General features: G+C 62.4%; 6 protein-coding genes and 1 tRNA gene. 3 read left to right on the top strand and 4 right to left on the bottom strand.

Features of this window, described 5'->3' with window-relative positions:
* Positions 1–140 precede the first annotated feature (140 nt).
* Together B5525_RS15640 and B5525_RS15635 are read left to right on the top strand one after the other, a co-directional pair.
* Positions 141–225, top strand: a tRNA-Leu gene (locus tag B5525_RS15640).
* Positions 226–435: 210 nt separating this feature from the next.
* Positions 436–1806, top strand: coding sequence for a tyrosine-type recombinase/integrase (locus B5525_RS15635; protein ID WP_079566801.1), 1371 nt, complete (start codon positions 436–438; stop codon positions 1804–1806).
* A gap of 185 nt (positions 1807–1991) precedes the next feature.
* Here B5525_RS15635 and B5525_RS43965 read toward each other — a convergent pair whose 3' ends face one another.
* Positions 1992–2150, bottom strand: a complete 159-nt coding sequence (locus B5525_RS43965) for a hypothetical protein (RefSeq protein WP_154073251.1) — start codon at positions 2148–2150, stop codon at positions 1992–1994.
* 373 nt (positions 2151–2523) lie between these two features.
* On the opposite strand from B5525_RS43965, the gene B5525_RS15630 reads away from it, so the two are divergent.
* Positions 2524–3684: an IS30 family transposase gene (locus B5525_RS15630; protein ID WP_079566800.1), complete on the top strand. Its 1161-nt coding sequence runs from the start codon at positions 2524–2526 to the stop codon at positions 3682–3684.
* 734 nt (positions 3685–4418) lie between these two features.
* Here the strand turns inward: B5525_RS15630 and B5525_RS15625 are convergent.
* Genes B5525_RS15625 through B5525_RS15615 form a run of 3 tightly spaced genes read right to left on the bottom strand, consistent with a single transcriptional unit; the run spans position 4419 to position 14088 of the window.
* A complete protein-coding gene (locus B5525_RS15625; RefSeq protein ID WP_079566799.1) occupies positions 4419–5114 on the bottom strand; it encodes a 4'-phosphopantetheinyl transferase family protein in 696 nt (231 codons plus the stop codon).
* 7 nt (positions 5115–5121) lie between these two features.
* Positions 5122–6543 (bottom strand): glycosyltransferase, encoded by a 1422-nt coding sequence (locus B5525_RS15620; protein ID WP_079566798.1) that lies wholly within the window; start codon positions 6541–6543, stop codon positions 5122–5124.
* Positions 6544–6561: 18 nt separating this feature from the next.
* Positions 6562–14088: a non-ribosomal peptide synthetase gene (locus tag B5525_RS15615; RefSeq protein WP_079573416.1), complete on the bottom strand. Its 7527-nt coding sequence runs from the start codon at positions 14086–14088 to the stop codon at positions 6562–6564.
* Positions 14089–14126 lie beyond the last annotated feature (38 nt).

Below are 14126 nucleotides of genomic sequence, written 5' to 3'. Positions count from 1 at the left end.
AGCAGGGCGAAGCCATTCCAGCCATCGCCGTCCGATCTCTTCGGGCATCCTCCGACAGCTGCGGGTTGACCCGCCCTCCCCGCCCGCTATATTCCGCCGGCTTCGCGACCTCCTGGGCCTTCCGGCCGAGCGCGCGATAAGCCCCTGTGGCGGAATTGGTAGACGCGCTCGACTCAAAATCGAGTTCCGCAAGGAGTGCTGGTTCGATTCCGGCCAGGGGCACCAACTAGGCTGTTCAAGCTCGTTCCAAAGCGTCCGCAACCGTCCGCGCAGTGCTCGGAAACCCTTGAAAAATAGGCTCTTCCGCGTACATCGGTATTCGTCACCGTTTGTTCTCATCCGATCCCAGCCGTCCGATTTGTTGGTATTTTTGTTGGTATCGGGAGAACAAACGTTCACGGCGACTTTCGCTATCCAAACGAGGGAATTGAGCAGATGGCCCGCAAGAACGAAGGCGCGTCCGCCAACCCCAAGCAGATCAGGACCGACGTCGACTGCCGCGCCGCCCGACCGAAATTCAATAACGGCGCGTGGAGCCCCGCCAAGATTTCCGACGTGACCGGCGGCGGTCTCTATCTCTTCGTCACGCCTGACGAGAGCAGGCCCGGCAACGCTGCCTCCAAGCTCTGGCGGATGGGCTACCGCTTCCACAGCCGTCAGAAAACCTACTCCATCGGCCTTTACGGCAACGGCAAGGATGGCACGTTCTCGCTCGCCGACGCGCGGCGCGAGCGCGACAAGGCCAAGGACCTGCTCAAGGAAGGCAAAGACCCGAGCACCGAGAAGCAGCTCGACAAGCACAGGCAGGCGGCCGCCCGGCCTTTCGAGCAATGGGCCGACGAGTGGCTCGCGAAGAAGAAGGTGGAGAAAGTCAAACGCGGCAGGATCGTCGCGGTGCGCGACCCCAAGACCATCGAGGTGCTTGAGCTGCGTGTAGGCTACGTCAAGGATCGCTTCGGCAAGCTGTGCAGGCAGGACATCAAGCGTCCGGACGTGCTCGCGTTCATGCGTTCATACGAAGCCGAGGGAAAGCTGGAAACCCGCGACCGCGTGCGCAGCATCGGTGAGCAAATCTGCAACTATGCCGATGTCGAAGGCGACGGCTACAATCCATTCCGCAACCTGAATGGGCAGATGATTGCCAACATTTCGACGCCGCGTCCCGGCGTCACCGAACCACGCGACGTGACGCGCGTCTTCAAGCTCATTAGCGCGCGGTGGACGAGAGCGAGGTTTAGTGACGTTGTTGGCCTTGCCTTGCGCTTCGATGCGCTGACCATTCCCCGCCCCGGCATGGTCAATGAAATGGAGTGGAGCGAGGTCGATTGGGATGCCGAACGCTGGACTATTCCAGCCGCCAAAATGAAGACCGGTTGGGACCACGTCGTGCCTTTGTCACGGCAGGCACTCGCAATGCTGAGCAGCGTCCAGAAGCTGACCGGCCATCGCCGGTACGCGTTTTCCTGCTCGAAGGACACGCCGCTATCAAACAACACGCTCAACAAGCGCTTGCGGCTGCTTGGCATTGACACCAAGACTGATCATTGTGCCCACGGATTCCGGACCACCTTCTCGACCCTGTCTCACCACGAAGAGATCAAGGACGCCAAGGCATGGGACGGCGATGTCGTCGAGCTGCAGCTCGCGCATCTCGATAATTCGACTGTGGAAGGGCTCTACAAGAAGCACGGACCGCTCGCGCTGATCGGCTCGCGCACGAAGCTGATGCAGCATTGGGCTGATCGGATCGACCACTGGCTCGATCCCAAGAAGGTTATGCCGATCAAGGGAGGCGCGCAGGCCTGAGCACCGATCCTCGACCGCATCGAAGGCTTGGAGCGGGAGCTGGCACGGCTAAAGGAAGAGTTGCGCCAAAGCCGGGAGGCGAGTTCCAGCGATGATCACCCCGGTGGCGCCGTCAACCTCGAACATTAACGACCGCCTCCAGTGCTGTCGTCAAAAGAAGGCAGAGGAAAGCGGCGCCACTGCGGCTACCACAACCCGATGGCGGCGGCGAAGCCTTCGGTCATCAACGCCTGGATTTCGATGATGTCGAGTTGCCGGCACAACTCCTCGACAGATGGCACAGTCTCTGAAAACGAGAGGCAGCTTGGCGGTTCCAACAGAGAAGTATTCAGCAGCAGATGCACGCCAGGCCCTATGGCCATTGGGCCAAACCCCGTCGGCGGGGAACCTCGCTCCAAACAGCCGCAGGGGTAACTGCAGCACGACAGTCTTCCGCCAGGTGATTGGCCGGAAAATTCCGGCTGGCTCTGTTGGTGATCATCAAACGAGCCGCTCGGAATCTATCGGCTTCTGCTTCCGCTCCTCACAATTCAGACACCCCTAGGACCAAAGATCCTGGCCTTCAGCGCTGGGCTTCATCCCGTCGATGACTACGTGTGATAGTCGTAGAATTCAATTGCAAGATCAGGGCACGATCTCGACGAACGGCCGCTTTGGGCGGCGGGTTCAACTGGTCAGCGCAACACACTAATCTTTCAGCAAGATGGAGTGTGGACCATGAAGCAACGACGTCGCATCTACTACTCATCCGCTCAGCGGTCTGAGATCTGGAATCGCTGGCAGGCCGGGGAGTCGATGAGTTCGATCGGACGCCGATTTGATCGGGAGTCCTCGTCGGTATTTTCGGTGATTTCGCCAACCGGTGGCATTCGTCCGCCGGTCCGGCAGCGCCGCAAACAGGCGCTCAGCCTCTCTGAACGGGAGGAGATTTCCAGAGGGCTCAGCACGCAATGTTCGTTGCGTTCGATTGCTCGGCAATTGGGACGATCTGCATCGACCATCAGCCGTGAAGTCAGTCGCAATGGTGGCATGGATCGCTATCGGGCTGCCCGGTCCGATCAAGCCGCCTGGAATCGGGCGCTGCGTCCCAAGCTTTGCAAGCTGGCTTGCCGTCCGGTCCTGAGCCGGACAGTATCGATCAAGCTGCGGCAGCAATGGTCACCGGAGCAAATTGCTGGCTGGCTCAAACGCACATATCCGGGGGAACTGCAAAACCGGGTGTCACACGAGACGATCTATCGCAGTCTGTTCATTCAGGCGCGTGGGGTGCTGAAAAAAGAACTGCTTGAGCACCTTAGAGCGAAACGCACGATCCGCCGCTCCAAGCACGCCAGCCTGAAACGAAACGGGCTCGGCCAGATAGAAAATGCCGTGTCCATCAGAGAAAGGCCGGCATCTATTGAAGATCGCGCCGTGCCGGGCCATTGGGAGGGCGACCTGATCGGCGGGTCCAGGAACAGCTATGTCGCAACGCTCGTGGAGCGTCATTCGCGCTACGTGATGCTGGTCAAGGTCGCGAACAAGGATACTGAAAGTGTCGTCTCGGCGCTGATCAAACAATCACAGAGATTGCCCAGTGAACTTTACCGGTCGCTGACCTGGGACAGAGGCAAAGAGCTCGCCGATCATCAGCGCCTGACATTGGCCACCGAGGTCGCGGTCTATTTTTGTGACCCTCGGTCTCCCTGGCAGCGTGGCTCAAACGAAAACACCAACCGATTGCTGCGCCAATATCTTCCGCACGGCACCGATCTGTCCCTACATAGCCAAGCCAAACTCAGCGCAATAGCAAGGCAGCTCAATGAAAGGCCCCGAAAGACCTTGCTATATCAAACCCCAGCTGAGAAGTTTGCAGAATGTGTTGCAGCGACCAGTTGAACCCGCCGCCATAAGCAGCCGGTCGCGAGTTTTTTTTAGGAGACCAGACTGCTCAGTCGATAAAAATCATACGCTCGCGATTGAGCGATGCGGTGGGCGGGGTGGCGGAGTTGTCATCTTTAACCTGGCCATCGACAGCAAGCTTCGCGCCTGTGACCTAGTTGCGGCAAGTGAGCGAGAATTTGAACGAAGAGCCGCAAAGGCAGCCTTCTTCAGAGAATTTCAGTGACCTCACGGAGCCCGAAGCGCTGGAGGCAGACTACCCGGAATTCGATCGTCCGCAGGCATTTATAGGTCCACCAGACGGCCTTTCATGAAAGTCGTGCTGCGTCCGTCGCACGTCTCGTTAAACTTGTTATCCCGGCCCGACGCAACTACTCGTAAGCCTGCCGTAATAATCGCTGCCGAAAAATTCACCTCACGACCACGTCTCATTTGCGCGCGAAAAGCGGACATTCAATTCCCGAAAGCGGGCGAAATGCCTGGTCGCCCGGAATCTCCGCCAGTACGCTACAGAAATCTCCGCGAGTCTTGGATTCCGACGGCGAACTCACCTTCATAAGATACATTTCGTACTTCACTTGACCGTCTGGCCTCACTTCACCGACCTTGTTGTAATGTTGCAAGATTCCCAAAATGCCTGCGGCTAATTTTCTGCTGAAGGGTCGGTTGACACCCAACAGCTCGCAAGACCGTCGACCGGATCGAACGAGCGCCGCCATTTCGAGACGTTGCTACTCAGCCGCTATACCGAGCCACGACAATTCGACCGAGGTATGCACAAACCCATCGGCGTGCGATAGCCGCCCAATTCCGATGTGTTCGCCGACGGTTGTCCATGCGAAATAATTTCGATTCCAGTCGAACGACGTAATCTGCACATCGGAGAACTCGAAGAATTTCCGCGTCAGCGGAAAAAGACATTTGAAGACAGCCTCCTTCGCGGAAAACACAAGTGTGCAGAATTCGCAGAAGCTACGGCCGTGGACCGCCTTGAACAGCCCCGCCTCATCGACCATACAGATGTCAGCGATGTCATGCGCCGCCGTAGGGTCGATGATCTGTTCCGAATCGATGCCGAGCCCGGCGATGTCCGCCGCCCGCGCAACCGCCGCTGCGGCAAAACCGCCGGCATGAGTGATTGAGCCGACCACGCCGTCGGGCCAGATCGGCGCTCGGTCCTCGGCCATCGCGACATGCGTTGAACCAGCACCCAGATACCGAAGCGCCTGCTCCGCACACCAGCGACCGGCGAGAAATTCACGCTGCCGTTTCTCAGCTGCATGCCGGAGCGATTGCGGCAAACGCGATCGCGTTTCGGGACTCACCGGAAGCGCGAAAGCGGCATCGGTGTTGCGGAGCGCATGATAGCAAACGTGCTGCGAAAGCCGATGTGGGTTTGGCTGCACCGCCCTCGCCGCTTGAAGCATCGGCGGTTCAAGTCGTTTTCGACATCGTGCGTGTCGAACCAGTATCGACGTCGACAGCCTGACGGGTTACGCCCTGAGCCGGAGCGCCGACGAAGCCGAGCGCGCGGCGCGTATTTTCGCGAGCGCTCGCCGCCGTCCCGCCAGCCGCCAGGTCTTCGACCAATTCCGCAATCCCCTCACGAGCGTTGTGGCGGGCGAATTCGGCGCGCAGCGCCTGCGCGCACTGTCGATAGTGCGGCTTCGTGAGTACGGTGCGGACAGCCTCGCCAATCTGCGCGGCCGATGGTCGGCCGGTGCCGAGATTGATGCCGGCGCCCACCCAGTCGACCCGCGCGGCTATTTCCGGCTTTTCCTCGCTATCCCCGGCGACGACCAGCGGCACCCCGAGACTGAGAGCGTGGGTGACGGCGCCATAGCCGCCATTGGTAACCATGACGCTCACCTTCGGGAGCAGGCGGTCGAACGGAAGAAATGTCGCCGCCTTCGCATTGGGCGGCAACGTCACGGGGATCGAGTCGACGGGCGGCCCGCCGGTGCTTGCGATCACGGCCAGATCCTCGTTCGCCAGAGCCGTCAGAGTCGGTCCGACGAGCCGCCCAAGATCTTCATTTGCGACGGTACCCTGGGTGACGAGGACGACCGAACCGGCCTTGTCGAGGTCGTCCCACCAAGGCGGCGGACGGAAATCGGCGGCTGGCGGCGGCAGAAGCGGTCCGACGAAGCGGATGTTGTCGGGCATTTCGCGGCGCGGGTATTCGAATGCCTCGGCCGTGAGTTGTAAGTACAGATCAGGCAGCTTGATCATGCTGTCGAAAAGAAATTCCGGCAGAGGGCGCGACCCGTGCTTCACGAGCACGTCGTTGAAGTATTGTTGCGCGGAGCCGAAGATCGCTTTTTGCAAATGGCAGTTCATCGCGGCATTACGGGCACGATCCTCCGCCGTGCGCGCCGGCGGAAGCGCTGTGCCGAAGAACGCGGTGTCCGCGCTCGACAACGCGAGGGCCGTGATCCCGAGCGCGACGATCGGAACTCTTTTTTCCCGTGGTCCCAGCAGGAGCGGAAAAGTTCCGCAGAACATGGTATCGACAATGATCGCATCCATCTGGAAATCGCGACAGATGTCGCGTATCCCGGCGCTCTGGTGCGGGATGGCATCGGCAAAGAGGTGCTTCAATCCGAAGCAGAACTGAGCGGGGCCGGGAGCGATCTTGCTTCGCTCGGGAAAGCGCGCGTCGAGTTGCCGATAGTCGATGTCGATTTCCGGGCGAAACGCGACGAATCGCGCGCCGGTCGCCTCCACGCGCTCCCTGAACACGCTTCCGGTATGCACGACGACCTCGTGGCCGCGACCAATGAGGTGCTGGGAAACGGCAAGCAGGGGGAAGACGTGACCGGGTACCGAGGTGGCAGCAATGAGAAACCGCGCCATGTTGTGCACTCCCCTTCCCTAGCTCACTAACCTGCTCGCTGCTTGTTCCGCAGTACCTGGCCCAAGAGCATCGGACACGACTTCCGGAAGCAGCAAGCTCGCCAAATAGCGTTCGAGCAGGACGGCCCTGACCGGCGCGATCGGCGCGCCCACCGCAGCCAGTTGTTGCTGCGTGGAGTCCGAAGTAATTTCGGGGTGCGATCGCGACGTGTCCTCTTTGGATAGGATCGACAGCACCGCTGCAAGATCATCGTCATGGGTTTGCGCGAGCCGCCCTCGCGCAATGTCCATCCATCGATCGAGCGGCACGAGCTCGAGCGGCAGCCCGAGCCGCTGAAAGATCCGGGGTACCTCCTGCACATGAAGCGGTTCGCTGTTCATGAGGTGATAGACGCTGCCCCAGGACGCTTCGTTGCCCGCGAGCCGGACGATCGCCCGCGCGACATCATCCGCAGGCGTCATGTTCAGCAGAAGGTCCAGGTCGGGAATCGCCCCGAGCTCGGCATAGAGCCGGACAAGCCGCCAGATCAGATCGGTTTCGTTGCAGATTCCATTGACGCGATCCCCGGTGACGCTGCTCAGACGATAGATCGACACCGGCAGACCGCGCATCTGTGCCCGCCGTGCGAGCGTATCGCCGACCCACTTGCTTTGGCTATAACCGCTCTTGAGACCCTGCCACGAAGTGAGGTCGGTCTGCTCCGAAACCGGCCCGGATTGGAACTTGTCGATCACCGCAAGCGTGGAAACATAGTGCAATCTCTTCGGCCGTCCCTTCGCGGTCCAATCGAGCAGAGTGAGGACGCTGTCTACATTGGCGGGTTTCAGCGCGGTATAATGATGAAGGAATTCCACGTTCGCGCCGCAATGATAGATCGCGTCGCACTCGTCACGCACAATGCGGGTTCCCCTCTCATTGAGTCCGAGTGCCGTGTGTCCGAGGTTTCCGGTCAGGATCTCGATACGACGCTCGTCCCAGCACGCCGAAAGCTTTCGCTTATCGAGCGCCTGCCACAAACGGGTCTCGGCCGATCTTTGATCAGCGGCGCGGACGTGGCAGGCGATATGCGCGTCGGTCTCCTGGAGCAGCGTGGAGAGAAGATGACTGCCGACGAAGCCGGTGGCTCCGGTCAGGAAAATGCGTTTGGGCCTGCACGGCGCGCGCGCACCGGATAGCTTGATGTGCGACGGAAGGAAGATGTCGCGGGACAGATCCGGGGTGCGGTCGGAAAGTCCATCAAGGTCGAGCATCGCCGCCAGGCCCCTGACGACCGGCGTCGTATAAACCGCCGTGATCGGGAAATCCGACCGGATCTCGTTGCAGATGCGGCGGCCAAGGCGGATGGCGAGCAGCGAGTGACCGCCCAGGTCGAAGAAGTTGTCATGGATGCCCACGCGCTCGAGCCCGAGGGTCTCGGCGAACAGTGCGCAGAGTTTTTCCTCCCGTACCGTTCGTGGTGGCGTGTATTCGGTGGCGGGTTGTTGGTCGGGGGCAGGAAGGGCGTTGCGATCGAGCTTGCCGCTGGGCGTGAGCGGCAGCGCGTCGAGCACGACGAACGCGGCGGGGACCATGTAATCCGGCAAGGTGCGCGCCAAATGCTGACGCAGGATCGTTGCGTCCGGCGCATGACCGGCGGCGGCAACGACGTAGCCGACGAGGCGCTTGTCGCCAGCAAGGTCTTCGCGGGCAACGACCGCGGCCTGGGCGACGCCATCATGTTGACCGAGCGTGGCCTCGATCTCGCCGGGCTCGATGCGGAAGCCGCGGATCTTGACCTGATGGTCGGCACGGCCGAGAAAATGCAGCGTGCCGTCGGGGCGCCAGCGCGCACGGTCGCCGGTGCGGTACATGCGGCTGCCCGGCAGTCCGAACGGATCGGCGACGAAACGTTCGGCGGTCAGGCCCGGGCGGTTGAGGTAGCCGCGCGCCAGACCGCTACCGGCGATATAAAGTTCGCCCGCCACTCCGGCCGGCACCGGCTGCAAGCCGTCGTCCAGTACGTAGACCCGCGTGTTCCAGATCGGACGCCCAATCGGCGGATCCGCGGCGCCGGAGAGCGGCATGCTCATTGTGGCGCAGATCGTCGTTTCGGTTGGTCCATACGCGTTGACCATCCGCCGCCCTTCCGACCAGCGCGCAACCAAATCAGGCGGGCAGGCATCGCCGCCAACGATCAGAGTGTGGAATTGCTCGAGCCGCTCGGTCGGCATGCCGGCGAGAACCGCCGGCGGAATCAGCGCATGGCTGACGGCGTACCGGGTCAGCGTATCGGCAAGGATCTCGCCGGCAATGAGGCCGGCCTGCGGGACGACCAGCGCGGCTCCAGCGGGGAGCGCCATCAGCAGCTCCATGATCGAGGCGTCGAAACTGGACGAGGAGAATTGCAGGACGCGCGAGTCGAGAGTGAGGCCGAGCCGCTCGATCTGAGCTCGGGCGAGGCTCGTGATGCCGATATGCGAGACGACGACGGCTTTTGGGGTTCCGGTGGAGCCGGAGGTGTAGATGACGTAGGCGGGGTTGACCGGGGTAAGCGGAGCGGTGCGGTCCTGGTCGCGCGGGTTGGTGTCGGGCTGGCGGGCGAGGACGCCGGCGGTGTCGGGATCATCCAGCACAAGGCGAGGCGCGGCTTCGGGCAGGCGCTGAGCGATAGCATTGCTGGTGATGAGGCATACCGGCCTGGCGTCGGCGAGCATGAAGGCGAGACGGTCGGCGGGATAATCGGGGTCGAGCGGCAGGTAGGCGGCGCCACTCTTGACGATGGCGAGCAGGCCGACGATCAGTTCGGCCGAGCGTGGCAGGGCAAGGGCGACGATCTGCTCGGGGCCGGCGCCTTGCGCGATCAGCAGATGCGCGAGCTGGTTGGCGCGGGCGTTGAGGGCGGCGTAGCTGAGCGTGGTGTCCTCACACACTAGTGCGGTGGCGTCACCGCGCTGCACGACCTGAGCCTCGACCAGCGCTGGCAAGGTCGTGGGCGGCACGACGCGCCCGGTGTCATTCCACTCGACCAGCACCCGATGCCGCTCCGCCGCGTCGAGAATGTCTATTCCGCCAATCGGCCGATCGGGCGCGGCGGTTGCGGATTCGAACAGGCGCACCAAACGCGTGGCGATGGCTTCGACGGTTTTCCGCTCGAACAGATCCGTGCTGTATTCGATTCTGCCTTCGATCCCACCCGACCGGCCGCGCGCGAGGGGACTCTCGGTCAAGATCAAGGCGAGGTCGAATTTGGCGACGCCTGTGCTCATCGGTTGCGAGACCACGGTGACGCCCGGCATGTCGAGGCCGAGCATGCCCGCGTTCTGGAACGCCAGCATCACCTGGAAGAGCGGATGGCGGCTCAGGGACCGTGTCGGGTTGACAGCCTCGACGATGCGCTCGAACGGCAAATCCTGATTCGCGTAGGCCCCGAGATCCGCGGCGCGCACGCGATCGACCAGTTCACGGAAGCTGGGATTTCCGGCCGTGTCAGTGCGCAGCACCACGGTGTTCACGAAAAATCCGATCAGGTCGTCGAGCGCGTGATCGGTTCGCCCCGCGATCGGGCTGCCGATCGGGATGTCCGTGCCCGCGCCGAGCCGCGTGAGCAGCGCGGCGAGGCCGGCCTGGAGCACCATGAACAGGCTCGCCTGCTGCTCGCGCGCCAGCATCAGCAGACCCTGGTGCAATTCCGGCGCGATCTCGAAGGCGACAGTATCGCCATGATGGCTGGAAACAGCCGGCCGGGAATGATCGATCGGCAGTTCCAGTTGCTCCGGCAGGCCCTGCAGCGTGGTTCTCCAGTACGCGAGCTGGCGCGCTATCGGGCTCTCCGAATCATCTTCGTTGCCCAGTAGCCCGTGCTGCCAAAGCGTGTAGTCGGCATATTGCAAGGGCAGTGGCGCAAAGGCAGGCGCGTTGCCTTCACTGCGCGCGGCATACGCGACAGCGAGATCGCGAGCCAGCGGCCCGAGTGACGCTCCGTCGCCGGCGATATGGTGAACGAGTAGCAAAAGTACCTGCTCATGCGGTGTGAGGACGAAGAGGTCGGCGCGGAGCGGAGGTTCGACGGCGAGATCGAAGCCCCGGCTCGCGGCCGCGGTGAGCGCCTGGGGAAGTTCAGCCTCGGTGGTTGCCGCAACCGCAAGGATGGGCCGCGCGATTCCCGCATTAAGGATCAGCTGCCGCGGTGTGCCCGCCGTTTCCGGGAAAACGGTGCGCAAACTCTCATGTCGCTCGACCAAATCGCCGAGGGCGGATTCGAGGGCGTCCCGCTCGAGAGTACCGCAAATGCGCAATGCGAGCGTGAGATGATAGCGCGGGCTTTGTCCTTCGAGATGGTTGAGGAACCATAGGCGACGTTGCGCGAAGGAGAGCGGGATCACCTCCGGACGCGGGCCCGGCCGAAGAGCTGGTCGTGCTGCCGCCTGGGCCTGATCGAGCCGTTCAGCGAGCCCGCCGATAGTGGAAACCTCGAACAGCGTACCAAGGGGCAGCTCGACCTCGAAAGCAGCACGGATTTTGGAGATCAGACGTGTCACGAGCAGCGAGTGACCGCCGAGGTCGAAAAAGTTATCATGGATACCCACGCGCTCGAGCCCGAACGTCTCGGCCCAGAGGCCGGCAAGCACCTTCTCGGTCGCTGTCCGTGGTGGCGTGTATTCGGTGGCGGGTTGTTGGTCGGGGGCAGGAAGGGCGTTGCGATCGAGCTTGCCGCTGGGCGTGAGCGGCAGCGCGTCGAGCACGACGAACGCGGCGGGGACCATGTAATCCGGCAAGGTGCGCGCCAAATGCTGACGCAGGATCGTTGCGTCCGGCGCATGACCGGCGGCGGCAACGACGTAGCCGACGAGGCGCTTGTCGCCAGCAAGGTCTTCGCGGGCAACGACCGCGGCCTGGGCGACGCCATCATGTTGACCGAGCGTGGCCTCGATCTCGCCGGGCTCGATGCGGAAGCCGCGGATCTTGACCTGATGGTCGGCACGGCCGAGAAAATGCAGCGTGCCGTCGGGGCGCCAGCGCGCACGGTCGCCGGTGCGGTACATGCGGCTGCCCGGCAGTCCGAACGGATCGGCGACGAAACGTTCGGCGGTCAGGCCCGGGCGGTTGAGGTAGCCGCGCGCCAGACCGCTACCGGCGATATAAAGTTCGCCCGCCACTCCGGCCGGCACCGGCTGCAAGCCGTCGTCCAGTACGTAGACCCGCGTGTTCCAGATCGGACGCCCAATCGGAATGAATTGACCAACACCGTCGCGCTGCCAAGGCCACGACGTCACTTGGATAGTTGTCTCGGTCGGACCGTAGAGATTGACCAGTGGGACGTTCCAGGCCGACGTCACTTCTCTCGCCAGGCTCGAAGCCAGCGGCTCGCCGCCCGCGAAGACGTGCCTGAGGCGATGCGTGTGGGCCGGACTGATGAGTTCGGATGTTGCTGCGAGGAGCGACGGCACGAACTGAGCAACGGTGATGCCCTGATGCTTGATAAAGTCGATCAATTGCTGCGGATCGCGAGTGACATGGGATGGCGCAACGTTCAGTGCAGAGCCTGAAAGCAGCGGCAGCCAGATCTCCCAACCCGCGGCATCGAAGCTAACCGACGTCCGAGACAGCACTTGGTCCGGTTCGCTCAACGCGTATTCGCTCATCATCCACAGCATGAGATTGAGGAGACTACCCTGCGAGACGACGACGGCTTTTGGGGTTCCGGTGGAGCCGGAGGTGTAGATGACGTAGGCGGGGTTGACCGGGGTAAGCGGAGCGGTGCGGTCCTGGTCGCGCGGGTTGGTGTCGGGCTGGCGGGCGAGGACGCCGGCGGTGTCGGGATCATCCAGCACAAGGCGAGGCGCGGCTTCGGGCAGGCGCTGAGCGATAGCATTGCTGGTGATGAGGCATACCGGCCTGGCGTCGGCGAGCATGAAGGCGAGACGGTCGGCGGGATAATCGGGGTCGAGCGGCAGGTAGGCGGCGCCACTCTTGACGATGGCGAGCAGGCCGACGATCAGTTCGGCCGAGCGTGGCAGGGCAAGGGCGACGATCTGCTCGGGGCCGGCGCCTTGCGCGATCAGCAGATGCGCGAGCTGGTTGGCGCGGGCGTTGAGGGCGGCGTAGCTGAGCGTGGTGTCCTCACACACTAGTGCGGTGGCGTCACCGCGCTGCACGACCTGAGCCTCGACCAGCGCTGGCAAGGTCGTGGGCGGCACGACGCGCCCGGTGTCATTCCACTCGACCAGCACCCGATGCCGCTCCGCCGCGTCGAGAATGTCTATTCCGCCAATCGGCCGATCGGGACTGGCTACGATCGCGTCGACAAGCCTCACGAGACGCTGCTGGTGATCGGCGAGATCCTTCGCGCTGTAGAGTGCGGGATTGGCATCGAAATCAATCCGCAGGCCTTTCCCGTCGCCGCGGTCGTAGACGAACACGGCAAGGTCGTCGGCCGAGCCATTGGACAAGTTGTGCGTCGTCGCGGGATGGCCGGCGAAGCGGAGATCGTAGTCGAACGGTTCGATATTGATGACGGTCGTGAAAAGGTGCTGGTTGGCAGGGAGCAGATTGAGGTCCCGCCTCAGATCCTCATACCTGTAGCACTGGTGCCGAATTGCCTCGCGGACTTGCCGTCCCACCTCACGAATGAGCGACGTCGCGCTCATGCCCGGGCTCATGGCCAAACGTAGCGGCACAGCGTTCGCGACCATCCCGGGTACACGTCGCAGGCGCCCCTTGGGCCGGGCCGCCACCGGCAGACCAATGACCAGGTCTTCAACACCAGTCACGCGATAGAGATAAGCGGCGGTCGCGGCGATCATAATCTGCGGAAGACTTGCACCGCTGACCTGAGCTGTCGCGCGCAGCGCCTTCACACTTTCAGCAGAGAGATGGATCGTGTGACGGAGGAGGCCCCCGACATTTTGCCGCCGCTGATCGGCGAGACTAAGCGCGGCCGGCCGTTTGATGAAATGTTTTAACCAGTATTGGCGGTCGCGTGCAAATCGTTCGGAGCTTCGATACGTGGCCTCTTCTTCGAGGAGCAGACCCAACGGACCGAACGTGCCCTCTTCGGGAGAGCGTCCCTCGGCGAACGCTGTGTAGATCTCGGCGACACGCCGGGCGAAGAGCCCGCCCGTGAAACCGTCCATGACGATGTGATGGCTGCGATGGTACCAGAAGTAGTGGTCCGGCGCGGCCTTGAACAATGCGCAGACCCAGAGCGGCCCTGTCAGCAGATCGACCGGGCGAGTCAACTCCGCCATCATCCAGCTTTCCGCCGCCGCCTGCGGATCCGGCTCGGAGCTGACATCGATGAATGGAAAGGCCGTATCCAGTGTGGAGGAAATGACCTGTCGAGGCCCATCGCTATGCTCGATGAACCTTACCCGTACGGTTTCCGCTTCCATCCCGGCTTGCCGCAAGGCCGCCTCGAACAGCGATGGATCGATCGGTCCGTGAATTTCTATGGACTCGGCAAGATTGAATATCGAATCCGGCGAACTGAATTTCTGCGCAAACCACATGCCCGCTTGGGCAGCGGTGAGCGGCAGGACCTGTGAAGAGTTGCTGTTCGCGTCCATGGCTTCCCCAATCGTGCATGCTTTTAGCGGATGATCGA

Origin of the sequence: Bradyrhizobium erythrophlei, from assembly GCF_900129505.1 — a bacterium.
Lineage (GTDB): Bacteria > Pseudomonadota > Alphaproteobacteria > Rhizobiales > Xanthobacteraceae > Bradyrhizobium > Bradyrhizobium erythrophlei_D.
This window is presented reverse-complemented; position numbering and strand designations above follow the sequence as displayed.